This window comes from Kitasatospora sp. NPDC001095, assembly GCF_053598615.1.
Genome location: NZ_JBSFKQ010000016.1, coordinates 44,205 through 69,637 on the forward strand (window position 1 = coordinate 44,205; position 25,433 = coordinate 69,637).

At 72.0% G+C, this 25,433-nt stretch carries 30 protein-coding genes and 1 pseudogene; 17 read left to right on the top strand and 14 right to left on the bottom strand.

Going from position 1 to position 25,433, the window contains the following annotated elements:
* Positions 1-41 precede the first annotated feature (41 nt).
* The 4 genes from ACWDBB_RS16615 to ACWDBB_RS16630 form a co-directional block, all read right to left on the bottom strand.
* Positions 42-2,930 (bottom strand): ATP-binding protein, encoded by a 2,889-nt coding sequence (locus tag ACWDBB_RS16615; RefSeq protein ID WP_449790265.1) that lies wholly within the window; start codon positions 2,928-2,930, stop codon positions 42-44.
* Between the two features lie 208 nt (positions 2,931-3,138).
* Positions 3,139-3,534, bottom strand: coding sequence for a recombinase family protein (locus ACWDBB_RS16620; protein WP_449790266.1), 396 nt, complete (start codon positions 3,532-3,534; stop codon positions 3,139-3,141).
* A 496-nt stretch (positions 3,535-4,030) separates the two neighbouring features.
* Positions 4,031-4,624, bottom strand: a complete 594-nt coding sequence (locus ACWDBB_RS16625) for an RICIN domain-containing protein (protein WP_449790267.1) — start codon at positions 4,622-4,624, stop codon at positions 4,031-4,033.
* Positions 4,625-4,708: 84 nt separating this feature from the next.
* Positions 4,709-5,323 (bottom strand): ricin-type beta-trefoil lectin domain protein, encoded by a 615-nt coding sequence (locus tag ACWDBB_RS16630; protein WP_449790268.1) that lies wholly within the window; start codon positions 5,321-5,323, stop codon positions 4,709-4,711.
* A gap of 115 nt (positions 5,324-5,438) precedes the next feature.
* On the opposite strand from ACWDBB_RS16630, the gene ACWDBB_RS16635 reads away from it, so the two are divergent.
* From ACWDBB_RS16635 to ACWDBB_RS16645, 3 genes are all read left to right on the top strand, one after another.
* Entirely contained in the window at positions 5,439-6,419 is a 981-nt protein-coding gene (locus ACWDBB_RS16635; protein ID WP_449790269.1) for an ArsR/SmtB family transcription factor, read from the top strand.
* A gap of 147 nt (positions 6,420-6,566) precedes the next feature.
* Positions 6,567-7,229: a hypothetical protein gene (locus ACWDBB_RS16640; RefSeq protein ID WP_449790270.1), complete on the top strand. Its 663-nt coding sequence runs from the start codon at positions 6,567-6,569 to the stop codon at positions 7,227-7,229.
* Positions 7,226-7,579 (top strand): winged helix-turn-helix domain-containing protein, encoded by a 354-nt coding sequence (locus ACWDBB_RS16645; protein ID WP_449790271.1) that lies wholly within the window; start codon positions 7,226-7,228, stop codon positions 7,577-7,579. The genes ACWDBB_RS16640 and ACWDBB_RS16645 overlap by 4 nt, the downstream gene beginning before the upstream one ends.
* An 84-nt stretch (positions 7,580-7,663) precedes the next feature.
* On the opposite strand, the gene ACWDBB_RS16650 is transcribed toward ACWDBB_RS16645, so the two are convergent.
* Positions 7,664-8,173, bottom strand: coding sequence for a hypothetical protein (locus tag ACWDBB_RS16650; protein WP_449790272.1), 510 nt, complete (start codon positions 8,171-8,173; stop codon positions 7,664-7,666).
* Positions 8,174-8,817: 644 nt separating this feature from the next.
* On the opposite strand from ACWDBB_RS16650, the gene ACWDBB_RS16655 reads away from it, so the two are divergent.
* From ACWDBB_RS16655 to ACWDBB_RS16665, 3 genes are all read left to right on the top strand, one after another.
* Positions 8,818-9,360 carry an NUDIX hydrolase gene (locus ACWDBB_RS16655; RefSeq protein ID WP_449790273.1) on the top strand — a complete coding sequence of 181 codons (543 nt, stop codon included), beginning with the start codon at positions 8,818-8,820 and terminating at the stop codon, positions 9,358-9,360.
* A gap of 230 nt (positions 9,361-9,590) precedes the next feature.
* Positions 9,591-10,580, top strand: coding sequence for a helix-turn-helix domain-containing protein (locus ACWDBB_RS16660; RefSeq protein ID WP_449790274.1), 990 nt, complete (start codon positions 9,591-9,593; stop codon positions 10,578-10,580).
* 130 nt (positions 10,581-10,710) lie between these two features.
* Entirely contained in the window at positions 10,711-11,088 is a 378-nt protein-coding gene (locus ACWDBB_RS16665; protein WP_449790275.1) for an SH3 domain-containing protein, read from the top strand.
* 390 nt (positions 11,089-11,478) lie between these two features.
* Here ACWDBB_RS16665 and ACWDBB_RS16670 read toward each other — a convergent pair whose 3' ends face one another.
* On the bottom strand, positions 11,479-11,730 hold the full coding sequence (locus ACWDBB_RS16670; protein ID WP_449790276.1) for a hypothetical protein: 252 nt from the start codon (positions 11,728-11,730) through the stop codon (positions 11,479-11,481).
* 163 nt (positions 11,731-11,893) lie between these two features.
* Here ACWDBB_RS16670 and ACWDBB_RS16675 point away from each other — a divergent pair, with 163 nt between their 5' ends.
* Positions 11,894-12,436 carry an NUDIX hydrolase gene (locus ACWDBB_RS16675; protein WP_449790277.1) on the top strand — a complete coding sequence of 181 codons (543 nt, stop codon included), beginning with the start codon at positions 11,894-11,896 and terminating at the stop codon, positions 12,434-12,436.
* 296 nt (positions 12,437-12,732) lie between these two features.
* Here the strand turns inward: ACWDBB_RS16675 and ACWDBB_RS16680 are convergent, their stop codons facing one another.
* Genes ACWDBB_RS16680 through tgmA (ACWDBB_RS16695) form a run of 4 tightly spaced genes read right to left on the bottom strand, consistent with a single transcriptional unit; the run spans position 12,733 to position 15,434 of the window.
* Positions 12,733-13,026, bottom strand: coding sequence for a DUF6087 family protein (locus ACWDBB_RS16680; RefSeq protein ID WP_449790278.1), 294 nt, complete (start codon positions 13,024-13,026; stop codon positions 12,733-12,735).
* Between the two features lie 40 nt (positions 13,027-13,066).
* The gene (gene tgmC, locus ACWDBB_RS16685; protein ID WP_449790279.1) at positions 13,067-14,212 is read right to left on the bottom strand and encodes an ATP-grasp peptide maturase system methyltransferase; all 1,146 of its coding nucleotides are present in this window, start codon (positions 14,210-14,212) and stop codon (positions 13,067-13,069) included.
* Entirely contained in the window at positions 14,209-15,183 is a 975-nt protein-coding gene (gene tgmB, locus ACWDBB_RS16690; protein ID WP_449790280.1) for an ATP-grasp ribosomal peptide maturase, read from the bottom strand. The genes tgmC (ACWDBB_RS16685) and tgmB (ACWDBB_RS16690) overlap by 4 nt, the downstream gene beginning before the upstream one ends.
* A complete protein-coding gene (gene tgmA / locus ACWDBB_RS16695; protein ID WP_449790281.1) occupies positions 15,180-15,434 on the bottom strand; it encodes a putative ATP-grasp-modified RiPP in 255 nt (84 codons plus the stop codon). Before tgmA (ACWDBB_RS16695) ends, tgmB (ACWDBB_RS16690) begins: the two co-directional genes overlap by 4 nt.
* A gap of 234 nt (positions 15,435-15,668) precedes the next feature.
* Here tgmA (ACWDBB_RS16695) and ACWDBB_RS16700 point away from each other — a divergent pair, with 234 nt between their 5' ends.
* Positions 15,669-16,778, top strand: a complete 1,110-nt coding sequence (locus ACWDBB_RS16700; RefSeq protein ID WP_449790282.1) for a helix-turn-helix domain-containing protein — start codon at positions 15,669-15,671, stop codon at positions 16,776-16,778.
* Between the two features lie 13 nt (positions 16,779-16,791).
* The gene (locus ACWDBB_RS16705) at positions 16,792-17,373 is read left to right on the top strand and encodes an HD domain-containing protein (protein WP_449790283.1); all 582 of its coding nucleotides are present in this window, start codon (positions 16,792-16,794) and stop codon (positions 17,371-17,373) included.
* Positions 17,374-17,508: 135 nt separating this feature from the next.
* Here the strand turns inward: ACWDBB_RS16705 and ACWDBB_RS16710 are convergent, their stop codons facing one another.
* Both ACWDBB_RS16710 and ACWDBB_RS16715 read right to left on the bottom strand, forming a co-directional pair.
* Complete coding sequence (locus ACWDBB_RS16710) at positions 17,509-17,700, bottom strand: DUF397 domain-containing protein (protein ID WP_449790284.1); 192 nt, start codon at positions 17,698-17,700, stop codon at positions 17,509-17,511.
* Positions 17,693-18,556 (bottom strand): helix-turn-helix domain-containing protein, encoded by an 864-nt coding sequence (locus ACWDBB_RS16715; protein WP_449790285.1) that lies wholly within the window; start codon positions 18,554-18,556, stop codon positions 17,693-17,695. Before ACWDBB_RS16715 ends, ACWDBB_RS16710 begins: the two co-directional genes overlap by 8 nt.
* Positions 18,557-18,793: 237 nt before the next feature.
* Here ACWDBB_RS16715 and ACWDBB_RS16720 point away from each other — a divergent pair, with 237 nt between their 5' ends.
* The 8 genes and pseudogenes from ACWDBB_RS16720 (at position 18,794) to tgmC (ACWDBB_RS16755) (ending at position 23,838) form a co-directional block, all read left to right on the top strand.
* The gene (locus ACWDBB_RS16720; protein ID WP_449790286.1) at positions 18,794-19,159 is read left to right on the top strand and encodes an ATP-binding protein; all 366 of its coding nucleotides are present in this window, start codon (positions 18,794-18,796) and stop codon (positions 19,157-19,159) included.
* On the top strand, positions 19,159-19,419 hold the full coding sequence (locus tag ACWDBB_RS16725; RefSeq protein WP_392925319.1) for an alpha-amylase family protein: 261 nt from the start codon (positions 19,159-19,161) through the stop codon (positions 19,417-19,419). The genes ACWDBB_RS16720 and ACWDBB_RS16725 overlap by 1 nt, the downstream gene beginning before the upstream one ends.
* Before the next feature lie 240 nt (positions 19,420-19,659).
* Positions 19,660-19,928 (top strand): annotated as a pseudogene (locus ACWDBB_RS16730) (hypothetical protein).
* Positions 19,909-20,427, top strand: a complete 519-nt coding sequence (locus ACWDBB_RS16735) for a DUF6879 family protein (RefSeq protein WP_449790287.1) — start codon at positions 19,909-19,911, stop codon at positions 20,425-20,427. Before ACWDBB_RS16730 ends, ACWDBB_RS16735 begins: the two are co-directional and overlap by 20 nt.
* 13 nt (positions 20,428-20,440) lie before the next feature.
* The gene (locus ACWDBB_RS16740) at positions 20,441-21,289 is read left to right on the top strand and encodes a helix-turn-helix domain-containing protein (RefSeq protein WP_449790288.1); all 849 of its coding nucleotides are present in this window, start codon (positions 20,441-20,443) and stop codon (positions 21,287-21,289) included.
* A gap of 173 nt (positions 21,290-21,462) precedes the next feature.
* Complete coding sequence (gene tgmA, locus ACWDBB_RS16745) at positions 21,463-21,723, top strand: putative ATP-grasp-modified RiPP (RefSeq protein WP_449790289.1); 261 nt, start codon at positions 21,463-21,465, stop codon at positions 21,721-21,723.
* On the top strand, positions 21,723-22,703 hold the full coding sequence (gene tgmB / locus ACWDBB_RS16750; protein ID WP_449790290.1) for an ATP-grasp ribosomal peptide maturase: 981 nt from the start codon (positions 21,723-21,725) through the stop codon (positions 22,701-22,703). Before tgmA (ACWDBB_RS16745) ends, tgmB (ACWDBB_RS16750) begins: the two co-directional genes overlap by 1 nt.
* Entirely contained in the window at positions 22,687-23,838 is a 1,152-nt protein-coding gene (tgmC, locus tag ACWDBB_RS16755) for an ATP-grasp peptide maturase system methyltransferase (protein WP_449790291.1), read from the top strand. Before tgmB (ACWDBB_RS16750) ends, tgmC (ACWDBB_RS16755) begins: the two co-directional genes overlap by 17 nt.
* Before the next feature lie 151 nt (positions 23,839-23,989).
* Here the strand turns inward: tgmC (ACWDBB_RS16755) and ACWDBB_RS16760 are convergent, their stop codons facing one another.
* Together ACWDBB_RS16760 and ACWDBB_RS16765 are read right to left on the bottom strand one after the other, a co-directional pair.
* On the bottom strand, positions 23,990-24,196 hold the full coding sequence (locus tag ACWDBB_RS16760; RefSeq protein WP_449790292.1) for a hypothetical protein: 207 nt from the start codon (positions 24,194-24,196) through the stop codon (positions 23,990-23,992).
* Between the two features lie 89 nt (positions 24,197-24,285).
* Positions 24,286-25,245, bottom strand: a complete 960-nt coding sequence (locus ACWDBB_RS16765; protein WP_449790293.1) for an alpha/beta hydrolase — start codon at positions 25,243-25,245, stop codon at positions 24,286-24,288.
* Between the last annotated feature and the right edge of the window lie 188 nt (positions 25,246-25,433).

Consider the following 25,433-nt stretch of genomic DNA (forward strand, 5'->3'; position numbering starts at 1 on the left):
GACCCATTTTCCCAGGTGGCGTCAGGTGGTGTCGGATGGCGTCAGGTGGCGTCGTCCTCGGCCGCCAGCGCCTCACCCAGCCCCGCCCGCCCCACCCCGAGCTTGCGCAGCGCACCGGCCACATGGTGCTCGACCGTACGGGTCGACAGGAACAGCGCCCGCGCGATGTCCTGGTTCGCCGCCCCCTGCGCGGCCAGCGCCGCCACCTGCCGCTCACGCGGCGACAGCCGCTCGCCGTAGCCGCGCCGCCCCGGCGAGGCCGCCCGGCCCAGGCCCAACTCCCGCCGCAGCCGCTGGCAGCGGGCCGCGTCCGAGGCCGCCCCCAGCGCCAGGTACGCCCGCTCCGCGGCGGCGATCCGCTCCCCGGCCGCCGCCCGGTCCACCCCCGCCACCACGGTCGCCGCCCGCTCCCCGGCCCGCGCCGCCTCGTACGGGCGCCCGATCTCCTGCCAGAGCCCGCCCGAGCGGACGAACTGCGCGCCCGCGCCCGCCGGATCCCCGTCCGCCAGCAGCAGACCACGGGCGAAGGCCAGCGCCGCCAGCGCGGCCGGCGCGTCCCGCCCCTCCAGGTGCGCCCCCGCCTGCCCGGCCAACTCCCCGGCCCCCGCCCGGTCGCCGTCCGCCAGCAGCACCTCCACCGCCACCGGCAGCAACTCCGCCGCCCGCGGCCACGCCCCGGCCAGCCGCAGCGCCGCCAGCGCCGGCTCCAGCGTGGCCGCCGCCCGCGCCACGTCACCCTCCGCCAACTGCAGCGCCGCCAGCCCCGCCGCCGCCCGCAGCGCCCCGGTCACCTGGGACTCCCGCTCCCCGTACGGGCCCGCCTCCGCGAAGTGGGCGTGCGCCACCGCGAGCCGGCCGCGCGCCGCCGCCAGCCGGCCCAGCAGCAGCGCCTGCTCGACCCCGGCCATCGCGAGGTCGGGGAACTCCGCGCCCAGCGCGGCCAGCCGCTCCTCCAGCCCCTCCCACTGCCCGGCCAGGCCGTCCAACCGCACCAGCGCGATCCGGCTGTAGCACTCCAGATACGGGATCGCCGCCTGCCGGGCCAGCCGCCGGCTCTCCTCCAACAGCCGCGCCGCCCGCCGGTCGTGGCCCAGCTCGACGGCGATCTCACCCGCGTTGTACAGCGCGCGGGTGGTCTGCCGGACGATCTCCGGCCGCCGCGAACTGCGCGGCAGCTCCTCCAGCAGCTCCCACACCGACGGGTCGCCCTCGCGCGCCAGGAACGTCAGCCGGGTCGCCCGCACGGCCGCCGCGACCTCCTCGTCCGGGTGCGCGGCCAGCGTCCGCTCGGCCCGCTCCAGCCACTGCCAGGCGCGCTCCCCGGCGCCGTCGCGCTCGTTCATGGCCAGCGCCACCATCGCCCTGGCCGCCCGGCCCGGACGCTCCTCCAACTCCTCCAGGGACTCCTCCATCCGGTCGAAACCGGCCCGGTCCCCGCCGTGCACGGCCATCAGGAAGCCCAGCGAGAGCCGGATCTCGCCGCGGTCCGGCACCGGCAGCCGCGGGTCGGCGATGATCGCCGTCAGCACCGCCGCACTGGCCACCGAGTCCACGCCGTCCGCGGCGATCCGCGCCAGCGCCAGCGCCGCCCGCCCCCGCCGGTGCGGATCGAGGTCGGGCTCGTCCAACAGCCGCCGCAGCAGCGCCCCCGCGCTGCCGCTGTCCCCGAGCGCGACCGCCTGGTCCGCGGCCGCCTCGGCCACCTCCTGCCACGCCGCCCGGTCGCCCAGCGCCAGGGTGTGGTGGGCGATCTGCACCAGCGGCCTCGGCTCGCGCGCGCCCAGCGCCGCCACCGCCCGCCGGTGCAGCGCGGTGCGCCGCGGCCCGGGCAGCCGACGGTACGCCACCTGCTGCGCCAGCACGTGCCGGAAGCCGTAGTGGGCCAGCGGCCGCTCGTGGAGCACCGCCGCCCGCAGTGCCTCGGTCAGGCCGTCCGCCGCGGCCTGCGCCTCCAGGCCGGCCACCGCGGCCAGCAGGTCCTCCCCGGCCGGCACGCCGAGCACCGCGGCCGCGGACGCGATCGCGGCGGCGTCCGGGGACAGCGCCGCCAGCCGCTCGGTGACGGCGTCGTGCAGGCCGCGCGGCACCTCGGACTGCTCCAGATCGGCGGCCAGGTCCGCGGCGTTGGTCAGCGCCCCGGCGCCGCGCCGCTCGCACAGCGTGATCAGGTCCTCCTCGGCGACCAGCGGCAGGCCCTCGCTGCGGTCGAACAGCACCCGGGCGAGCGCCGGCGTCGCGCGCGGGCCGAGCGCCGCCCGCGCCAGCTCGTCGACCTCGGCCTCGGCGAGCGGGGCCAGGCGCACCAGCGCGCCGCCCACCCCGGCCGGACGCCGGTAGGCGGCGCCGAGCACCGGGGTGTCCGGCGGCAGGTCCTCGGCCCGGTAGGTGAGCACCAGGGCCAGCCCCGCCGGCACGTCCCGCGCCAGCAGCAGGAGCAGCTCCCGGGTGGCGTCGTCCACCCAGTGCAGGTCCTCGACGACCAGCACCGTCTCGCCGAGCGCGCCCAGCAGCGCCCGTACGGCCTGCACGAGCAGCCGCAGCCCCGGCGTCCCGTCACCGGCGGCTGCGGGCAGCGGCGGCAGCCGGTCGGCGAGGTCGGGCAGCAGCGGACGCAGCGCCCCGGCACTGGCCGGGATGCGGTCGGCGGGCGGCAGGAACGGGCCGACGCCGCGCAGCGCGTCCACCACCGGGCCGAAGGCCAGCGGCTCGCGCAGCGGGTGGCAGAAGCCGGTCAGCACCCGGCGGCCCGCCGCGGCGGCGTCGGCGGCGGCCTCGGCCACCAGCCGGGACTTGCCGAGACCGGCCTCGCCCTCGACCAGGACGACGGCGGGCGGGTGGAGCATCGCCCGGGTGAGGCGCTCCAGTTCGGGGCGGCGCCCGACGAACGCGAATCCGGCACCGGGCGATCCCGGCTCGACGGGCCGGCTCACGGCCGTCCGGTCGGTCCGGGTGCGCGGCGCTCGCCGAGGAGGGTTGCGAAGGCCATGGGGCCCATCATGCCGTGACGGCTCCCGGTCGTGGCCGCCGGGGCGCCGTCGCGGTACGGGCGGTGCGGGGGTGTGCGGATGGTGTGTCCGGACGGTGTGTGCGGGTGGCGTGTTCAGGCGGTTTCGTTCGGGTGATCTTGTTCGGGCGGTTTCATGCGGGTGCTCTCGTTCGGGCGGTGCAGGCGGGGGCCGGCCGCCGGTGCGGCCGGGCGGCGCGGTCGGGCAGTTCGAGCACCGTGCAGCCCAGCGCCTCCAGCCGGCGCACGGTCGCCCGGGCACTGCGGTCGTCCAGGGAGAAGACGAACGGGCCGGGCACCAGCACCACGTTCACCCAGCCCTGCCCGGCCCGCTCCAGCAGCCGCTCCAGGGCGGGGCACCGGTCGCCGGAGCGCACCCCGTCGTCCAGGAACGCGGCGGGCACCGGCAGGCCGCGCTGGCGGGCCAGGCGCTCCAACGCGGCGCGCTGGTACTCCAGACCCGCCGCGTCGGCGGGGTAGCAGCGCAGGTACAGCGCGGGACGGGACGGGCGGACGGAGTGGTCGAGCATGTCGTTCACCTGACCTGTTCGGTGAGGAGTGCGACGGGCCTGGGGGAGCCCGTCCACTCCAGCAGGCCTCGGTGAACGGTGCGGAATCAATGGCGGTCGCCACCCAATCGTGCGAGCGCCGGGCAGGCTGCGGCGCGCCCCACCGGCCCCGGGCGCCCCTGTGTTCCCGGGCGCCCCCTGCGGCACGTGTCGGCGGCGCGGGACGTTGACGCGGTGTCAACCCACCGGCCCGAAGGGCACATTCGTACGACGGAGGAAACGGCGTGATCGACAGGCGCACCTTCACCAGGGCCGTCGGACTCGGCGCGGGCACCACCGCGCTGTCCCTGGCCGCCCTGCCCCAGACCGCCGGGGCGGCACCGGCCGGTACCCCCGCGCCGGCCGGTGCCTCCTCCGGTGCCCCCGTCCCCGCGGCCCGGACGGGCTTCGCCCGCCTGGCCCAGGTCCGCGCCGGCCTCCTCGACGCGCCGCCGGCCGGCGGTGACGCGTCCGGCGGTCACCCGGAGGCCGTCCACCGCTGCTCGGAACCGCCCGTGCAGGGCCACTGGATGACCGGGGCGCCCGGCGTCGTGCTCGAACCGCCGACCGCGGCGCACAGGTTGCTCGCCCGGTTCCTGATCTGCGCGAAGCCCGTGTCCGGGTTCGAGCCGAAGTACCAGGTCTGCTCCGGCCCCTTGTCGCAGCCGTACTGGATCAGCTGGACGCCCGCGTTCGGCGAACTCGCCGGATCGGCCAGGCACTTGCCGCTGTTCTTGTTCACGATCTCGTAGCCGCCGCCGGAGTTCGGCATCGGGTAGAGGCCCCAGTACTGCTCGGCGCCGCCGTAGCAGGACCACTGGATGATCCCCGCCCCGCCCGCCGTGCTCCCGGCCCCGACCGACAGGCAGTGCTGGCTGTTGAGGTTCCAGAGCTCCACGATCTCCCCGTCCCTGACCGAGGGGGAGGAGGTTCCGCTGCCCTGCTGCGCCGTGCTCGACGCCGAGGCCGGCGTCATTCCTGCGGCGAACGCGAGCGCGGCGGCGAGCCCGACGGCCGCCGTGCCGAGCCCCGTCCGGGTGCGTGCCGCCGTTCCGTGGTGGGCGATTCCCATGGGGTATTCCCTCCGTGTCGAGACGTCATGGCCACCGGGTGCCGGCGCGGACGGCGTGGTCACCGGCCGTCCGCGCCGGAGGCGTCACGCGGTGCGGATGTCCCACCACTGCTGGGACTGGAAGTTCTTGCCCCACAGCTGGGTGCGGGCGCCGTCGCCGGCCACGTTGATGTCGCGGTCCAGCACGGTGTTGTTGCCGTTGTTGTAGCGGTAGTTGTAGATGGCCAGGTCCCCGGAGGGGTGGTACCACTTCTGCTGGGTGGTGCCGTTGCACTGCCACAGCTGCACCCGGGTGCCGTTGGCGCCGCCGCCGTTGGTGTCGGCGTCCAGGCACATGCCCGGGAACCGCACGTTCTGCAGGCTGCCGTCGGTGGACAGGAACCACTCCTGCTGGGTGGTGCCGTTGCACCCCCACACCTGGACCCGGGTGCCGTTGCCGCCGGCGGTGGCGTCGGCGTCCAGGCACTGGCCCGGGGTCCCCTGGTACAGGCTGTAGATCCGGACGTAGAGGCCCGCGGTGAGGGCGCCCGCCCGGGTGCCGGGCGCCTGTCCCTGGCTCCAGGCCACGTGACCGGCCTGGCCGGCGGCCTCGGCGGTCCGGGCGGACTGCGCGGCCTGGGCGGACGCCGCGCCGGTGGCGCCGACGACGAGGGCTGCCGCGGCGGCCACGACGGCGGCCGGCTTCTTGTGAGCGATCACGGGTCCCAAATTCCTCTCAGGGCTGGGCGGTTCGGTGAATCCAGCAAACGCCACGCCGATCGGCCGGTCGAATGATTCGATGGTTTTCGAAGAGGCTGGCGAAGGGGGAGCGTCTGTGATCCGGATCCGCCTGGGGGCCCGGGGGCTGGGAGGCGTCAGGTTCGCGGTCTCACCGGTGGGCGCGGCCAAGGACCTGCTCCGCCTCGTCGGCTTCAGCCCCGCCACCCTGACCCCGCAGTGGCGGACCAGGGCCACGGACGCGCTGTCCCGCCACCGGCTCGGGCTGCTCGCCGTCGTCGGCGCAGGCGGCCCCCTCGGGTACGCCCCGGACTTCATCCGGCCGGAGCCCCCGGCCTTCCTGACCGACATCGACACGGCGCTGCACCAGATCGCGACGACCCCGCAGGAACGGATCCGCTACGAGCTGGCCGGGGCCGTCAACGGCCACGCCTGGGATCCCGGTTCCGGCCACCCGCCGCCCCGGCAGCTCCTGCGGGCCCTCGACCGCGGGGAGGACCACTTCGCGCACCGCCTCGCCGACGAGATGGCGCGGTTCTGGCACGCGGCGCTGGCGCTCTCGTGGCCGGCGATCCGGGCCCGCCTGGAGGCCGACGTCACCGCCCGGGCCTCCGAGATCGCCCGGTCCGGGCTCGCCGAGGCCCTCAACCGGCTGGCCCCGAACCTGGAGTGGCGCGACGGCGAACTGCTCGTGCACATGCGTACGGACAGCATCCACCAGCTGGCGCTGGACGCGGACGCGGTGATCCTGACGCCGAGCGTCTTCGTCGACTGGGCCCTGTTCTGCGCCGGGGAGCCACCCGGCGCGCCGGCCCCGCGCACCCCGCTGATCGTCTACCCCGCCGCGCAGGCGGACTGCCTGCCGCCCGCGCAGGACCACCCGCTGATCGGCGCGATGCGGCGCAAACTCCTGGCCGAGCTGAGCCAACCGCGCTCCACGACGGAACTCGCCCAACGGCTCTACCTGAGCCCGGCCACCGCCTCGTACCACCTGCAGATCCTCCACCGCGCCGGCCTCGTCACCCGCACCCGACGCTCCCGGCACGTGCTCTACCAGCGGCTCGGCGGAGCGACGTAGCAGACGTCCCATCCTGGACGGCCACGGCCGATCTCCTTGACGAAGCGTCATGACACCGATGTGGAGGGCTTCTTCGGCGCGCCCACTTTCGCCGGATCGACAACAGGTCTCTGGACGCAATCGGTTTGTCATGCAAACCTTGTGGGCGTGACGACTCACTCCGCCCCCTCCTCGAACAACCCCCGCGACCTCCTGACGATGAAGCAGGCCCTGACCCGGCACATCCACCGTGAGCAGCGCGGCGCCTGGTTCGCCCTCCTCGTCTTCGCCGCGGTGCGCCTCGGCGCCGCCCCGGTGGTCCGCTACGGCCAAGGCGACCACAACGGCGGCCTGCCGCCGGCCATGTGGTACTGGCCGGTGGCGTTACTCCTCGCCTACGCCGCGATCAGCTGGTTCTACGTGCGGCGCTCGGCCAGGCTCGGCCTGGGCACCCGGGTCGGACCGTACCTGGCGCTGGGCATCACCCTGGTCGTGCTCATCACCGGCTACGTGGCGTGGACGGCACTGGACCCCGGGTTCCTCGCCGACCTCCGCGGGCCGTCGCCCTTCGCCCCGATCCTCGACAACTCGGTGGTGAGCCCGGCCGGCACGATCGGCCTGGCGCTGCTGCTGCTCGCCCGGATCGAGCGCAGCTGGCTGCTCCTCGCCATCGCCTGCGGGTACCTTGGCTCCATGATCAGCACCGGCGACCTTCCCGACCCCTCGCCGTGGGGCGGCCTCCCGCACATCCTGCTGGAGGGGGGAGTGCTGCTGCTCGGCGGCCTCGGCCTCGCCCTGCTGCAGGGGCGCAAGGGGCGGTCGGCCGCATGAGCGAACATCCCACCAACGGCCTCGACGACGTCGTGCACCAGCGCGTCCGCCTGGGCATCCTCGCGGTGACCAAGGAGGCCCGGCAGGTGGAGTTCACGTTCCTCCGCAGCACGCTCGGGCTCACCGCCGGGAACCTCTCCCAGCACCTCGGAGTCCTGGAGAAGGCGGGCCTGGTCACGATCGACAAGGGCTACGAAGGCAAGCGGGCCCGCACCTGGATCCAGCTCACCAAGGCGGGCAAGAAGGCCCTCAGCGAGGAGATCGCGGCGCTCAAGGCCCTGATCCAGCAGCTCGAAGGGACGGGCGGCGCCGCCGCCCCCGGCCCCGCGGCCGCCCCCGCCCCGGGCTGAGCCTCCCGACCGTATTCCACCGCACGCGACTGCGCCCGGCCTTGCCGCAGACGCGTCGCGGCCGGTGTCGGCGCGGTCGTGCTGTCAGGAGGGGATACGGGCCAGGAGTTCGTGGGCGGCCCGGGTCAGGTGTGCGGGGATGTCGTCCGGGTATGTCGGCTCGCCGTAGTTCTGGAGCGCCTTCACCGCGTCGACCATGGGTGCCAACTCCGCGGACTCGCCGTAGGCCTCGGCAACGTTCTCGATGATGAGTTCGGCGCCCTCGACGGGGTCGAGCCATCCGCCGACGATCTCGGCGGCGTACCAGCGGGCGAGCGCCAGTCGGCCTTCCCAGTAGTCCTCGGGCGGGTGGAAGCCACAACCGAGCTCGTCCATCACCTGGCCGAAAAGTTCCGGGGCTTGGTCCTTCTCGCTGCGCAGGAGCCCGGCGAGGATCGGCAGTGACGGTGTGTCGACGCCGACGACCAGGGCGCGGAGAGCGGCCTGGACCAGACGATCCGGGTCGGCGTACCGGCCGTCGACCCACCAGTGGGCGAGCCCCCGCAACTCCTGCACCGCCTCGCCCGCCGTTCGGGGGGCTCCGTTCGTCGTCATGGCGGCATACTGCCGCGCGTCGCCGACTGCAGGCCAGCGGATATCACGCGGTGGGGCCGGGCGCCGCCGGGCGGCGAAAGCCGTGCACGCGGGTGGGACGAGTGCTCCGACGGTGGGCGTGTTCGCTGACCAGATGCATGCCACGGCCGCCCTCGGCGGAGCTGGGCAGCCATACGGGGGCGTCGGCGTGGGTCCCTCGCCCGGCGGCCCCTTGCGGAGCGCAAGGGCCCGCCGGGCGACGAAGAGTGGAGCCTCGCGCCGGGGCCGGCGCGAGGGGCAAGGGTGTCGGTGCGGTTCGGTGAGGTGGTTGCGCAGGAAGTCGGGCAGGCCGACTTCCTGCGCAAAGGGGGCCGGGAGGTTTCAGGCGTGGTGGTCGAGCTCACCGGCCGTCAGTGGCCCGTCTGTCAGCGAGGGCCGAGGTCGGGCGCGCGGAGCCGATGGAGGCGGCGGGTGCCGAGGCCTGAGCAGCGTGGTGATCGGCTCCGGAGCGGTCCCCCCGCCGGTGGAGCACGGTGGCGAGGCGGGTGCCGGCCATGGCTGTGCCCTGCCACGTCACCCGATCCGGTGGTCTTCCGGGGTTGCCGCACCCGTCATCCGCGCGGACGTGGCTCGCTCGCGACGGGGCGAGTCGTACAGTCCTGGCCATGACCGACACCACCGCCGCGTCGTGGCGCGAGCTCGAACGCACCACCGTGTTCAGCAAGTTCGGCCGGGCCGTGGACCGCGTCGACTACGAGATGCCCGACGGCAGGAAGGAGGAGTTCTACCTCAAGCGCGAGCGCCCGGCCGGCGCCGTGCTCGCCCTCACCTCCGACCAGCGCGTCATCCTCGCCCGCCAGTACCGCCCGGGCCCCGGCCGCGTGCTGCACGAACTCCCCGGCGGCTACGTCGAACCGGGGGAGTGCGCGGCGGATGCCATCGCGCGCGAGCTGCTGGAGGAGACCGGCTACCAGGGCGACGTGCGCGAGGTCGGGTCGTACTGGCTCGACGCGTACGCCGACACCCGCCGCCACGCCTTCGTCGCCACCGACTGCGTCAAGATCCGCGAACCGCGGCCGGAGCGCACCGAGTTCATCGACGTGGTCACCCTCGACCTGGCGGAGTTCCGCACCCGCGTGCTCCGCGCGGGGGAGATGACCGACACCGCCGCGGCCTACCTCGCCCTCGATCAGCTCCGGCTCCTGTAGCCGGGGGCGGTCCTTACTCGGTACACCGCGGTCCGGCCAGTGTGAAGAAGGCCATCGCCAGGCTCGTTGCTGACGGCCGCCTTGTGGTCGACGGGCTTGGTGACGGCGCCCTCGATGCCGCCGCCGAGCGCGCCCCACGTCCGTGCCCTGACGGCTCCTCGTCTCGCGCCCCTTCGCCCACGGACGTATAGTGGGCATACGTGGCGCGGCCATGTCAGGTTGGGGGTTGGGTGGAAACGCTCTACGACAGTGACCGGGTGCCGGAGACCGACTGGATCGGAGCGTGGCGGGAGGTTGCCGTCCGGGGGACGGTCACCGTGCAGATGAGATCGCTCGACCCGGACCGCTTCGCGGCCAAACTGAGCGCCGCGCAACTGGGGGACTGCCGGCTGGCCGCCATGAACTACTCGCCCCTGGCGTTGCGGCGCACACCGCGGCTGGTCCGGCAGTTCGACCCCGAGCACTACCAGGTTCTGTTCATCCGCCGCGGCCATCCAGGCATCGAACTGGCCGACCGGAGCGCTCTCCTCGGCCCAGGCGACCTCGTCGTCCACGACAGCGCGTGCCCGTTCGAGTCCTTCGTCGGACCCGGGCAGAGCCGCGCCCAGTGCCTGATGATCCAGATCCCCAAACGCCTCCTGCACCTGCCGCACCGGGAGATCACCTCCCTGCTCGCAACGCCGCTAGACGGTACCCGGGGCACAGGCCTGCTGCTGTCCGGCTTCATGACCGCGCTGACCGGCGACTGCCCGGAGAACGCCGGCCAGGCGGCCCGGCTGGGCAGGGTGCTCACCGACCTGACCGAGACCTTCCTGGCCCACCACCTCGACCGGCTCGCCGCCGTGCCCGGCGACTCCCGGGAACGCGTCCTCTACCTGCAGATCCTCTCCTTCATCGACGACCACCTCCCCGCCGAGTGGCTCGACCCCCAGGCCGTCGCCGACGCCCACCGGATCTCGCTGCGCACCCTTTACCGGATCTTCCAGAAGCAGGACACGACGCCAGCCGCGCATATCCGCCACCGCCGGCTCGAACGCTGTCGCCTCGACCTGGCCGACCCGCGCCTGTGGCAGCTCACCATCCACGCTGTCGCCGCGCGCTGGGGCTTTCTGCGGCCCGCCGAGTTCACCCGCGCCTTCCGCACCGCCTACGGTCTGACACCCAGCGAGTGGCGCGAGCGCGAGGGGAACCTGGAACGGCACGCATTGCCAACCGGCTGACACGCCTCGCCATCGAACCGCACCGACGGTGGTGGAACGGTCGTATCGGAGCGCACGTCGGCCGTCGATCCGGAGTGCGCCTCCCGGTCGCGGGACTGAAGCGGTCCCGCCACACTCACGGAGGATCTGGATGCACCGTTCCGCCAAGCGCACCGCCGCGGCTTTCCTGCTGGCCGCCGGCACCCTGATCGTGCCGCTGGCTGCCGCCGTCCCCGCCGGTGCCGCGCCCACGGACACACCCGCACTTGCCGCCTGCGGCGTGTCCTACAGCGACAAGGACAGCAGCACCTGGCACAAGAGCTCCGGGAACGGCGTCAACATGCGCAGCGGCCCGAGCACCGGCTGTGCGGTGCTGGGGATGTCCTACTCGACCCAGCTGATCGACTACCACTGCTACGTCTCGGCCAGTGACGGGACGTGGACCTACGCCCGCAACGACGCCACCGGGGTCAAGGGCTGGATCCGCGACGACCTCCTCACCGACAACGGCAGCAAGGTCCCCTGCTGACCGACCGCCCTCACCCGGCGTCGGACCGGTGGCGCGGCCACACCCGCGCCGCCGGTCCGGCGTCCATGACGCCGCCCGGGAGCTACACGCCGGCCCGGTCGGACGGGGGCCCCGCCGTCCGGACGGCCGACGTGGCGCGCAGGATGGACTCGACGCTGTGCCTGAGCACGGCCCGGCCCGGCCCAGGTTTCGCGGGTGCCAGTATCCCGCCAGCCACCGCACGTTGGCCGCCAGCACCGGATCCGGCGGCCCGAGCCGCCGGTACAACCCAGCCCATCTGCCCGCAGACCTCGGTCAGCGCCTGCGCGGCCCGCCGCGCCGCGTCCCCGGCCGCCCTGCTGCGTCCTGCCCCCGCGGCTTGCTGTCCGACGGCTTCGAGGATGGCCCCGGTCAGGTGTCGTTTGCGGGTCGGACCGGTGTGTTGAGGAGGAAGAGCCGGCCTGTTGGGGCGGCGGGTCGGAAGTCGAAGGCGTTGGTGAACGGGCCGGTGATCAGTAGCAGGGTGCCGTGGTCGTGGACGCGATGGCGCCACTCGCGGGTGGCGGCGATCTCGCTGTCGAACCAGGTCAGGTCGCCGGGACGTCGGATGGTCAGCCGGGAGCCGGTCAGGATGGTGGACCAGGCGCGTTGAGGGCCTTCCAACTTCCCCTCCAGGCGGGCGGATCAGCGTACCGGGGTGGCCGTGGACTGCCCACCGATGTGCCCTGCCACATCACCCGATCCGGTGGTCTCCCGGACGTGCCGCGCCCGCCATCCCAGTGGAAGCGGCTCCCTCCTCGACGAGGCGAGTCGCACAGTCCTGGCCATGACCGACACCACCGCCGCGTCGTGGCGCGAGCTCGAACGCACCACCGTGTTCAGCAAGTTCGGCCGGGCCGTGGACCGCGTCGACTACGAGATGCCCGACGGCAGGAAGGAGGAGTTCTACCTCAAGCGCGAGCGCCCGGCCGGCGCCGTGCTCGCCCTCACCTCCGGCCGGCAGGTCATTCTCGTCCGCCAGTACCGTCCGGGCCCCGACCGCGTGCTGCACGAACTCCCGGGCGGCTACGTCGAACCCGGGGAGTCCGCGGCGGGCGCCATCGTCCGTGAGCTGCTGGAGGAGACCGGCTACCAGGGCGACGTGCGCGAGGTCGGGTCGTACTGGCTCGACGCGTACGCTGACACCCGCCGCCACGCCTTCGTCGCCACCGACTGCGTCAAGATCTGCGAACCGCGGCCGGAGCGCACCGAGTTCATCGACGTGGTCACCCTCGACCTGGCGGAGTTCCGCACCCGGGTGCTCCGCGCGGGGGAGATGACCGACACCGCCGCGGCCTACCTCGCCCTCGATCACCTGCGGCTCCTGTAACAGGGGAGCAGCGGGCGAGCCAGCCAAAGCAGTAAGGCGCTTGGTGCGGAGTGGGAAGTCGGCCCGGCCGACTTCCCACTCCGATCAGTGCGGCGCCGGTACGGGGTCGTCCGGGCTGTCCAGCCACACGGTCTGCCCGTCGGGCGTGACGGTGAGCCCGAACCGGTCGAAGCCGGGCACGATCCACCGCACACGACTCCGCCCCGCCGAGCAACAACTCGGCGGGGCGGAGTGGTCAGGCCCCGCATGACGCGAAGGCGCCTGGCCCCTGCCAGGGCCAGGCGCTGGGTCAACGGTCAGGGCTTACGGTGCTTGCCCGCCGGCTTCTTCGCCGGGCGGGCCGACACCATCGGGATCACGCCGTCGCCCTCGATGCCGTGGACGAGTCGTTGTGCGGCGGCGTAGTCCGGCGCGATGGTCTCGGGCACCCATTGGTAGCCGTCCCAGCGGGAGATCAGTCGCGGTTCGCCCTGGTGCAGGTGGGACGGAGCGTCCTCGAAGCCGAGGATAACGGCCTTGAGCGTGCCGACCGAACGGCGCTGTGCGTCCCGGCGGGCCGCCCACCGCTCCAGCGGCTCGTCCTCGTCCACCTGGTCCTCCTTCGAGACGGGGCACCCAGCCTATCGGCGCTCAGGAGGGCAGGAGCCAACTCGGGCCGCTCGGACCGCCGATCCACACCCGCTGGTCCTCGCCGGCTACCGTCAGACCGAACTGCTCCTGCTCCGGGGCACCGGCCTCCTCCCACCGTTCGAAGGTGCGTTCCACCGCATCCCACAGCAGCAGCGGCCCGCGCTGATGAACCGTCCAGCCGGCCCCGTCCACCTCCGTCCATGCCTGGGAGCCGGTCGCGGTGTCCAGCAGAATCACCTGGGCACCGGCGCCCAGCAGTTCGGCCGAGGGCGCGGCGAGCTGGGCGAGGAATCTGCCGGTCCACGACCACAGGCGGGACGGGTCGAGGCCGGTCGAGCGGGCGACACCCGAGTGCATGGTGAACGTGGGACGAGGCGGCGGCTGGTGCGGCCGGGCGAGCATGAACGCTGTCTCCTCGCCGGTGAACCGGCCCGTTGCGCTGCCGTCCTCCTGCACGGTGATGTGCACCAGCCCGGAGGCCTGCATCCACCCGCCGAGGCACGTCGTGATCGTGCCGCCGGGCCTCAGCTGCCAGAGCCACGGGTACGGGATGCTGCGCACCGAGCAGGTCGCCACGATCCTGTCGAACTCGACACCGGCCTGCCGTTCGTCCAGGCCGTCGCCGACGACCAGGGTCGGGGCGTAGCCGAGGCGATGCAGCGCCTCGCGTGCGCGGGCACCGGCCGCCGGGTCGACCTCGACCGAGGTGATCAGGTCGTCGCCGAGCCGGTGACACAGGACCGCGGTGGAGTACCCGGTTCCGGTGCCGATCTCCCGCACCCGGTCGCCGGCCCCGATACCGGCAGCCTCCAGCATCCGGACGACGAGCGAGGGCAGCGTCGACGACGAGGTCGGTAGTCCGTGCACCGGGCCGGTCGCGTCGCCGGCGTCGATGCCATCGACCTGGGTCACCCAGGTCTCGTTGCTGTATGCCATCGCCAGCCATTCGGCCTCGGGGACCTCGTGGCGGCTCAACGGCCGATAGACCGTCACGCCCCGCGCGTCCTGACCCTGGCGGAAGACGGCGTCGGAGAGGAACACCTCGCGCGGGACCTCCTCGATCGCCTTGCGCCAGGCCGGTTCGGTGAGATCGCGCCCGGTGATGCTGTCGGCAAGCTGTCGCCGAAGCCGTGCGGTGTCGGTCATGCTGCTCCTCGTTGGAGAAGATCTGCCAGAGCGGCGGTCATCGGCAGCCCGGTCGGAGGCTCCATCCAAGCCCACTGCCCGGAGGGGTTGCACTCGATCCACATCCAGCTGTCATCGGCGTGCTCCGGCCCGGTGAGGGCGAAGTCGAATGCGCCGAAGACCAGCCCGAAGTGCGCGAGGTAGGCGAACACGGCGCGCTCGACCCGCTCCGGGACCGGGATCGCCGTGTAGGTGTGAGCGGAGTAGTCGACGCGCCAGTCCAGGAGGTCACAGTCGATCCGGACGGCGAACACCCGCTCACCGATGACCGTGACCCGCACGTCGGCGACCTTGTTGACGCGCTGTTGGAAGAGGTGCATCGTTCCGGCCACCGAGTCGCCGATCTCCACGGTGGTGACCTCGGTGACGGGGACGGTCTGGGCCACGCCGTCGATCAGGTACGTCGGCATGCTGATCGGCTTGTGGATCACCTGCCCGTGGGTCCTGATGAACTGGCGTGCCGCGTCAGGCTCGTTGGTGAGCAGGGTTGGTGGGACCTGGAAGCCGCAGGCCGCAGCGGCGGCCAGGCCGGCGGGTTTGTACTCGGCGTCGCCGATCCGGTTCGGGTGGTTGACGTACAGGCACCCGGGGAGGGAGACGAGGACGCCGCCGAGGCCGTAGCGGGCCTGCGCGGCGGCGACCCGGGCGTCCTGCGGGTTGAGGTGGGGGAACGCGAACGCGGACGGCCGCCGGTAGTACAAGGACCGGACCGAGCCCAGACCGGCGAGCCGCGTGGGAGTGCGCACGCTCCCCTCCCACTTCTGCGCGCTGCCGCCGATCCGAGCGGAGCACGACAGGGTGGCGGGGAAGTCACCGGCGTCGAACCGCACGACCGGGACACCCCGGTCGTGCAGCTCGGCGATCACCAGGTCAGCGGTCGGGTCTTGCAGGTTGGTGACGACCGCGACCGGTCCCGTGTCAGTCGACGTCACTGGTCGGTGTCGTTCCCTGTGTCGCTGTCCGCGGCGTCCCCGCCCTGAGTGTCGCCCTGCCCGGTGGTGCCGGTCGGCGGGTTCGTACCGGACGACGTGCCGTGGCCAGGCATCATCATCGGGAATCCGTCCGGGTCGAAGTACTTCGCGGTCTGGCTCGCCGGGTCCAGCTCGATCCGGCGAGCGGTGGTGCCGGCATCGAACGGCGGGTACGGGGCGATCTTCCCGACGACGAACGGGGTCGGGGTCACGTGCCCCTGCGGAAGCGGGCTCCCGGTCGGGATCCGATCCGTGTAAGCGAACATCGGTAACCTCCATGGTTTCGATGGTTCCTGTCACCGGTTCGGGGGAGGGGGAGGCTTGCCAGGAGGGCTTCCGGTTAGCCTCGACCGGGGACGGCAACCACAGTAGGAGTCTCCGATCGGACCATGCAGTGACCACCAGTACGGGTAAATCGGAGCGGACTCCCGAAAACGGGGACTTCATTGCGATCAAGCTCACGCCAAACCCCGACCGCCAGTCAGGGCCGGGCCGCTCGCCCTCGCTCGGGCATCATCTCCGGGTACGTCCTGCGGGTGATCCGAGAGCAACAGGACCACACCCAGGAGGAGTTCGCCGAACGTCTCGCGGTCTCGGCGGACACGATCGCGGGGTGGGAGAGCGGCCGACGCTCACTCACCGCGGTGCCCGTCGGACAGGTACTCGCGTACCGACACCGGCTGATGCGGATGGGTTCCCCGCCCACCCTCCTCCAAGCCCTTGAGCATGCCCTTGAGGCCGATGTGCTCCTCGCCGGCGTCCTCGGAGAGAGCGCACTGTCCGGCGTCGGCCCTCTCGGGTCGATGGTGATACAGCGCGACCTCATCGAGATCCTGGCATGGCCGCTCGGCGGCGGGACGCCCCGGCGTTTCCGTGAGCTGCCGACACCAGCCCGCTCCCGGCGGGGGCCTGTACCGACCGGCCCGGAGCTCACCACGGGCGACCGCGACCGGTTCTTCGCCAACATGCGGCGCACAGCGGAGGAGGCCCGGGGGAGCGACCAGTTCCTCCTCCGGCGCCAGGCGCTCTACCTCGCCGGACTTGACGACCAGGACGACACGCGGGCGTGGCTCGCCCACCAACAGCGAACCGCGCGGCCGAGCGACTGGCTGAGCGATTGGCTCAACCTCCGCTCCGTCGCGATGGTCTCGGCTCGGCACGGCGACCCGGACCGCATGTCCCACTTCATCGAAACCGCCCTTGCCGACGACGTCGGCGCAGCCGCGAACCTCAACTACTGGGCGTACTGGATCGGCGAGATCCCACTCGAACTCTCCGACGACTTCATCGCATCCCGGGCATCGGGCTCCTGGCCCGGACACAAGCTGTTCGCTCACCTCGCCGATGGCATCGACCCCCGTCATGGCTACCTCGACCTGAACATCCACAGCGTGTGGTCGCTGCTCCAGATCCGGCCGAACCTGCTGCGCTCCGGAACGGCGGCAAGCGCTCTACGAGAACGGCTTCCCATGATGTTGGATAGCGCTGAGCTCTCGTCGCGCGGGCGGCGCGAACTTGAGAACATCCGTTACGCAATCCGCCTCGCTGAGGCGTGAGGGGAGTCCGACGGTGCCCGACGACCTGTCCTCGGTGGCGCGCTTCCTGTTCGAAGCCGGGACGCTCAAGCAGACCAAGCGCACGGGCTGGTGGATGGCCGGCGTCCGCGACCCCGAGTCGGTGGCCGAACACTCCTGGCGGACCTCGCTCCTCGCCTCGCTCATCGCCAAGCTCGAAGGCGCCGACCCCGCGCAGGCGGCGTTCCTCGCCACCTGGCACGACATCGCGGAGACGCGTACGGGAGACGTCAACTACCTGGGAAAGAAGTACGCGAGCAGCGCCGACCCAGAGGCGGTGACGGCCGACCAGGTCGCCGGCATGCCCGAGGTTCTGGCGTCGGCCGTACAGGAGCTCATCGCCGAGTACGAGGCGAAGGAGTCGCCGGAAGCGATCTGCGCGCGGGACGCCGACAAGCTGGAGTGCCTGATCCAGGGCCTCGAGTACCGGGCTCAGGGCTACGCGAACGCCCAGCGGTGGATCGACAACAGCCGTGGGCGGCTGACCACGAAGACCGCCAACGCGCTCGCGGACACCATTCTGGCGACCGACTCGCTTGACTGGCTCCGCACTGCCCTCGGCGAGCAGCCGAGCTGAGCTGCCGGACGCCGGTCGAGCGCCTTGGGGGAGCTGTCGGCCCCTCACGCAAGCATGCGCGAGGGGCGGTGGAGACGAGGCGGTTGCGCAGGAAGTCGGGCAGGCCGACTTCCTGCGCAAGGGGGCTGCAAGGGTTCAGGCGTGGTGGTCGAACTCGCCGGCCTTGATGCCGTGGAGGAGGGCGGCGAGGGTGGTGGGGGTGGTGCGGAGGATGGTGTGGCCTTCGTCGGACTCGCGGAGTTCGACCACGCCGCTGACCGTGCGGACCTCCACGCACTCGCTCGAAGCCCCGCTGTAACTGGACTTCTGCCACTTGGAGTCACGCATACTTGCCTCGCATTTCATCCCCGATGGATCGAATGAACTCGCGCGATTCGGCCTCGGAGAGGGCAACGGAGTTCAGATGCTCGAAGACGCTCCGGTGGCGACCCAGGCCTGCCTGGGCGTCGAAGAACATGCATCCGGCCACAGTATCCATCTGGAGTGTGGCGAGCTCGGGTACCGGTCCTTCGATGAACATGATGTTCTCGCCGCAGCCCGGGAACGTGTCGAGGTCGAACGGTACTACGCGTACTGAGACTCGCCTGGTCAGCGAGTCATCGATGAGGTGGTCGAGCTGATCGGCGAGGACCCGAGGGCCGCCGAACTGCATTCGCAGCGCCGCTTCATGGATGAATGAGAAGTAGGGAACCCCGTTCTGGCGGACAGTGTCCTTTCGCTGCATGCGGAAGGCGGTCCTGGCGTCGAGGTCGTGGCTGGGAATGAAGGGAGCGAAGCGGGAGAACACCGCTGCCGCATAGGCCTCGGTCTGTTGTAGTCCGGGGAGGTATGTCGTGGCCCAGGTCGAGATGCTCTGCGCGTTCGCCTCAAGCTCGGCAATCTCAAGAAAGTCAGTGGACAGGATCCCTCGATACTCCTCCCACCAGCCTTTCACCCGCTCCGAGGTCATGGCAGCCAACGCGTCGACCAAGGGTTGGTTGTCACACATGCAGACGGACGCGATGGTCCGCAGCCGCTCCGCGCTGATCCCGCCCTTCCCGCTCTCCATTTGTGTGATCTGTGCGGGTTGGATGCCGAGTTCGCGTGCCAGCTGACTGCCGCCGAGGCCGGCCTGCTCCCGCATCCTCCGCAGTTCGGTCCCGATCCGCCGCTGGCGAAGGGTTGGGTTCGGTCGTAGCGCCATGATGACCAGTCTGCCGCAGGTCGAGGCGGTGGAGGTGCCACGTTCGGGGGAACCTCCCCATCATCGGCTCAAAATTGAGCCCGACTGCGCTATGGTCGATCTCACATTGATCCGACGGATCGTCAGTAACGCCTGCTAGCAAGCACCGCAGAGCAGCCGCGCCCATCTCCGCTGGCCTGGCTCACGGCGACACCTGTTCCGCCGGTTCCCCCTCACTCACGCCTCGGGAGAACTCCCATGCGTCACATCAACACGCCCACCATCGCCATCGCCCGCCACACCCTCCACAACACCATGACCCGCGTCGGCTGGTCCCCCTCCCTCATCTCCGACGCGCAGCTCGCCCTCTGCGAGCTCCTCGTCAACGCCTGGCGCCACACCGACACCCCCGCGCCGCTGGTCGAGATCATCTCCGTCGGCGACTCCCTCCGCGTCTCCGTCACGGACGAGAGCCCGGTCCTGCCCTCGGCCCCGCCGCTGTCCCTGCTCGCCGAGTCCGGCCGGGGCCTCCAGCTCGTCGAGGCCCTCACCCACCGCTGGGGCGTCGACCCCCACGAGCGTGCCAAGTCCGTCTGGTTCGAGCTGCTGAAGGACGCCGCCTGATGGTCTACCGCCCCGGCCGTCACCCGATGCTGCCGACCGACCCCCGGATCCGGTACTACACCGAGGACCACATCCGCGCCCTGCTGGACGAAGTCCGGGAGCGGGGGCGTGAGTTCGGCCTCATCTTCCCCTCGATCGACACCGACAGGACCATGGACGGCCGCGTCCTCGTCCGCTTCAACACCGCGCCGGCCTCGACGCTGTTGAACCTCCTCACCCTGCTCCTCGACGCCGAACGCAGGACCTCGTGCGATACCTGATCGGGACGGCCTTCGCCGTCCTCCTCGCCCTGGCCTTCGCGACCGTCGCCCTGGGCGTCGTCACCGCCCTCCGCGCGGCCCCGACGCCCGACGAGGACGCCTGACTCCCCGCCGCCGCCCGCCGCCCCCGCCCGCGCGTCGGGGGCTGCGGCACTGCTCCACTCGCGCCCTTGACGGCCTTTCGCCGGTGGGGCCAAGGTCGTGGAACTGTATGGAATCCACTCGGTACGGGAGGTAGTCATGACGCTAAAGTTTCTGGGGATCTACCCGAACACCCCGATGACGGCTCGCCGACCATCTGGCTGGACGAGGCGACCGGTGACCTGGTGATCCAGTCCTGGAAGGCCGACGAGGCCACCATCAGGGAAGCCCAGGAGGTCGGTTCCATCCCGGGCCACTCCACGGACATCCCGGATCACGAGGGCGTGTTCCGGCTGCCCGCCAACATGATCCAGTTCATCCCCCGGCCGGACAGTGAGGTCAACGACGGTGGCAACAGCGGTTCGTGAGCAGCTGGCCAAGGCGCAGCGCTCGGCGGTGCATTTGGAGATGCGGGACAGCTACATGCTGGACGACCCCGAGTTCATCGCCTGGCAGCAGGGCAAGCGGCTTGATCCGATGGACCGCGAGTCGTGGTGGCGGTCGTGGCTGGACGCGGTGGCCGAGGCGACCGGCCGTGGAGTCGCCATGCGCCGTCTACGGGTTGTCTCCGAGCCGGTGACCGACTACATCCGGTACGAGTACGACGTGACGTTTCCGAACATTGCGGCGGGAGAGGACGTGCGGTGGTTGCCGCGCTCCCGCGCCGGTGATCTGTTCCTGCCCGGCCTGGACGGCTGGGTGATGGACGACGAGGTGGTGATCCTGCACCACTTCACCGGGGACGGGCAGTGGGCCGAGGCCGGCATGGAGGTCCGGAACGATCCGGAGTTCGCCAAGCGGTACCTGGCGGCCTACGAGGTCGCATGGAAGCGGGCGACACCGCACGCGGAGTACCGTCTCGCCTGATCGATAACCGTCCATGGCTGTCCCGGCATCTTCAAGTGTCCAGCGCGCCCGCCAGAATCTCGCCGACCGGCTCGGCGAGATCCAGCGGGATGCCGGGCTGTCAGGACGTGACCTGGCCGCGGCATGCGGCTGGTACCCCTCCAAGGTCTCGCGTCTGCTGAACGCCCACACACCGCCGTCCGAGGACGACATCCGGAAGTGGTGTCGGGCCTGCGGGGCCGAGGACCGCGCGCCGGACATGATCGCCTCTCTGCGAGCCGTCGAAGGCATGTTCATCGAGTGGCGACGCATGGAGCGCGCCGGCCTCAAGGCGGCTCAGGAAGCCCGACTTCCACTGTACGAGCGGACACATCGATTCCGTTCCTATTCATCATGGTTGGTGCCCGGCCTGATTCAGACGCCTGGGTACACGACTGCCGCTCTCCAGGCCATCCAGCAGCGCCGAGGGCTCGTTGACGACGTTCCGGCTGCGGTAGCCGCCCGTATGCAGCGCCAACGGGTGCTGTATGCGGGCGACCGGCGGTTCGCCTTCCTGATTGAGGAGTCCGTGCTGCGCTGCGGGATCGGTGGCGTCGGCGTCATGCGCGACCAGCTGCGCCACCTGACGACAGTCGGATCGCTTCCCAACGTGAGCTTGGGAGTTGTTCCGATGCGGCCTGATCGGACGCGCTGGCCGGTTGAAGGCTTCTGGATCTTCGACAGCGCGCAGGTGAACGTGGAACTGATCTCTGGATATCTGACCATCACCCAACCGAGCGAGATCACGATGTACGCCGAAACGTTCGGTGAGCTGGCCCAGTTGGCCGTCTACGGGTCGGCCGCTCGTGAACTGATCACGTCTGCCGCTGCGCTGCTCGGGTGATCCCAGCAGTCGGTGTGGAATCGTGTAGAACTTCATGGCGGCGTTCGCCGCCCACTTCGTACCTTCCTGCCAAGAGTATCGACGCCGGAGCGCGGAACGGGATCGCACAACCCGGCCATCCAGCCGAGCTGTTGATCCCACCAGCACCGCCACGAAATGGAGGCGCAGGACAGATGACAACCGCACCCTGGGGTACCAGCCGCATGCAGCCGTTCACGGCTACCGTCCCGGTCCCGCAGTACACGCCCGTCATCGACCCGGAGACGCAGGTCGCGGTGTTCGTGGACGAGCACGGCCGAACGGTCGAGATGGGCGGTCACGGCACCAGCACCAGTGGCTTGACGCCCACGCAGACCACGCCCGCCGGGAACCCGGGCAGCCCGACCGACGCCGACACCACCGAGTCCTACGACCAGGACCAGAGCAACGGCTGATGGACGGCCGAAGCGGGTCGGTGCTGGTACTGACCAATCCCCTTGACGTGACCGCGGATGCGGTACTGCGGGTGCTCGCCGAGCGCCGGGTACCGGTGGTCCGTCTCGACCCCGGCACCGACCTGCACACGGGTGCCTCCCTGACCGCCACGTACCGCACGGGCGATCAGCGGGGCACCCTGCGCACGGCCGGCCGGAACGTCGAGCTCTCCGCGGTCCGGTCCGTCTGGGTGCGCCGGGCCTCGCCCTACGAGGGCCCGTCCGAACTGGACGGACAGGACCGTCGGTTCGCCGCGTCGCAAGCCCTGTGGGGTGCGGGAGGCATCCTCGCGTCGCTTCCCGCCGCGCACTACGTGAACCACCCCTGGGCCAACCGCGCCGCCGAGCACAAGCCGGCACAGCTGGCGGCAGCGCAGCGCTTCGGTTTCATGGTTCCCGACACGGTGATCACGAACAGCGCAGAGCAGGCCCGGTCGTTCGTGGCGGCCCAAGCCGACGGCGCGGTGTACAAGCCGCTGTGGAACACCCCATACACGGTCGACGGGCAGCCTCACGCCGTGTGGGTGTGCGAAGTCGATCCAGCCGACATCACCGATGCCGTGTCCGCCTGCCCACACCTCTTCCAGGCGAAGGTGCCGAAGGTGTTCGACGTACGGGTGACGGCCGTCGGTGACCGCCTGTTCGGCGTCCGGATCGACAGCCCCGACCTCGACTGGCGGCGCCGCCAGGACCGGATGGCGTGCACGCCGATCGACGTACCCGAGCCGGTCGCTCGTGCGGTCGCCGCCTACCTCGGACAGCTTCGTCTGGTCTACGGCGCCTTCGACTTCGCGGTGACCGCCTCGGGCGCCTGGTACTTCCTTGAATGCAACCCGAACGGCCAGTGGGCATGGCAGCCGTCCGAGACCACCGACGCCATTGCCCGCGCCCTCGCCGACCAGCTTCAGAAAGGTTCCATCGCACATGAGCACACCGGCTGAACTCCGCACCGCTCTGGCCGACAGGCTCACCGACAACGGCGTGCTGACCGAACACGGGTGGGAGAGCGCCGTGAGGGCCGTTCCGCGGGAGCTCTTCGTCGGAAGCTACTTCGCCCCGGTCCCCGGCAGCGTTCCGACCGGCTACCGGACCGTCCGCGAGGGCGAGCCCGGATGGCTGGAGGGGATCTACGACGACCGGACGCTGGTCACCCAACTCGACGGCCGCACCGGCCACGTCGGGCCCGAGGACACGGCCGGGGAAACCGTGACGGGCATCCCGTCCTCGTCCTCCACCCTCCCGTCCGTGGTGCTGCGCATGTGGCAGCAGCTCGACACCAGGGCCGGACACCGCGTGCTGGAGATCGGCACCGGGACCGGGTACTCGACCGCCCTCGGCGCCCACCGCCTCGGGGACGCCGACCTCACCAGCGTCGAGTACGACCCCGCCGTCGGCGCGGCGGCCGCTGCGGCGCTCAAGGCGGCCGGGTTCGCCCCTCGGTTGATCGTCGGTGACGGGCTGCGCGGCGATCCGGACGGCGGCCGGTACGACCGGCTCATCGCCACCTGCTCGGTCCGGTACGTCCCGCTCCCGTGGCTTCACCAGGTCAAGCCCGGCGGCCGGATCCTGGTCACCCTCTCCGGGTGGGGCTACGCGAACGCCCTCGCCCTGCTCGACGTGACCGGCCCCGGCGAGGCCACCGGACGGTTCCTGGCCGACCAGACCAGCTTCATGATCGCCCGCCCGCACGACCGGCCGCCCCGCCCGACGCTGGACCTGCTGCCCGGCGACGAGTCACCGACCCGCATCGACCCGGCCACACTCGATGACTGGACGGGCAGCTGGGTGGCCCAACTCGCCGCGCCCGCAGCCATCCGCACGGGATTCGGGGCCCAGCAGATCCTCTGGGACCTGTCCACCGGATCGCAGGCCCGGACGGCACCCGGCCCCGGCGGCGGATGGACCGTGACGCAGCGCGGGCCCGTCCGCCTGTGGGACCGGGTCGAGCACGCGGTGCGGAGCTGGCGGGCGGCCGGTGCGCCGCACCAGGACGCCTTCGGGATCACCGTGTCGGCGGCCGGACAGCGCGTCTGGCTCGGCACCGAGGACGGACCGGGCTGGAACCTGCCCATCTGATGAGCCGGGCCGCCCCTGCCGCCCCGGCAACGACTCGCACTGACCGGTTGATCGCGGTGGTCCCGGCCCGCTCGGCCGACATGCTGCTTCTCCGGGCCACCGGCGGCCATGAGGCGCGCCTTCACGGCACCGGCCGCGTCCTACGCGGGGGTTACGCGCCGCCACCCCTGCGGCGCAGGAGCTCCGCGATGCGCGCGTCGACCTGCTCGCGGTCGTAGCCCCGCCACATGATCCGGAACGCCGGCACGGGCGGCGGCGCACCGGCTCCGGACAGGGCCCTGAGGTAGTCGTCGACTTCGGGGCGATCGTAGCCGCGCCGCACCAGGTCGAAGCCGCGGAACTCCGGTGATGTCGACATGTCTTGGGTCCTCCGGCTATTCGCGTGGACGGCGTCAGGCCTCTCGATCCTGTCATACGGATCTCGGTAGGAGCGTCCGACTCCGGCCGTCAGCGGGCGGCGAGGTGGGCGGTGTAGAACTCGGTGAGCTTGTCGACGGCCCGGGCGACGTACTCCTCCCTGTCGTACAGGTCGACGTGGCCGGCGCCCTCGATCCAGTGGATCTCCTTGGGGCCCGTGGCGCGCTGGTGGGCCTCGACGGCCATCCAGGCGGTGACGGCGTGTTCGCCGATGATCTGGAGGACGGGGCGGGGGCCGATCAGCGGGACCGCCAGGAAGGCGTCGTGAAGCGCCATCCGGTCGACGCTCTCCCAGGCGAGGGTCTTCGCGGAGCGCTCGTGCCCGCCGCGCGCGGTGCAGTAGTACGCGAAGCCCTCGGCGCCGTGCCGGCCGCCCAGCGCGTGGGCCTGCTCGGCGGTCTCCGGGAACACGGGCAGCGCCCCCGGGTCCTCGCCGCGCGCGGCGGCGCCGCGGGCCGCCGCGGCCGCGTCCAGCAGGGCCTCGAAGACAGCCGGGTCCTGGGTGCCGTCGGCGCCGAGGCGGAACTGGCGGGCGGGTTCGGCGGTGGACACGGCGGCCACCGCCCTGACCCGGCGGTCCGTGCCGGTCGCGGCCAGCGCGTAGCTGCCCGAGGCGCAGATGCCCAGCAGGCCGATCCGCCCGGCGTCGACCTCGCTGAGGGCCGAGAGGTAGGACACCGCGGCCTTGAAGTCCTCCACCCGCTGGGCGGGGTCCTCCAGGCCCCGCGGCAGACCGCCCGACTCGCCCTGGTGGGCGGCGTCGAAGGCGAGCGTGACGAAGCCGCGTTCGGCCATCAGCCGCGCGTAGGTGCCGGAGGCCTGCTCCTTCACGCCGGTGCCCGGGTGGCCGACCACGAGGGCCGGCCGCGGACCGGGCGCCGGCGCCTGCGGGGTGTGGAGGTGGCCGACGAGCGTGATGCCGGCGCTGTCGAAACGCACGGTACGGACGTCATGGGCGGTACGGGCGGCGGTGCGGGCCATGGGGGCCATGAGGCGATCTCCACTGGGACGGTGACGGGACGTGACGCGCCGACACCGGGACGCGGGGCCCCGCCCTGCCGGGCACGCCTCCACGTTCCGTCACCCGCCGCCCGCGCGGGAGAGTCAGGCCTGTGCCCGGGAAAGAACCTGCCCCCCCCGGAACACGTGCCCCACCCGCCCCGGCACACCGACACTGG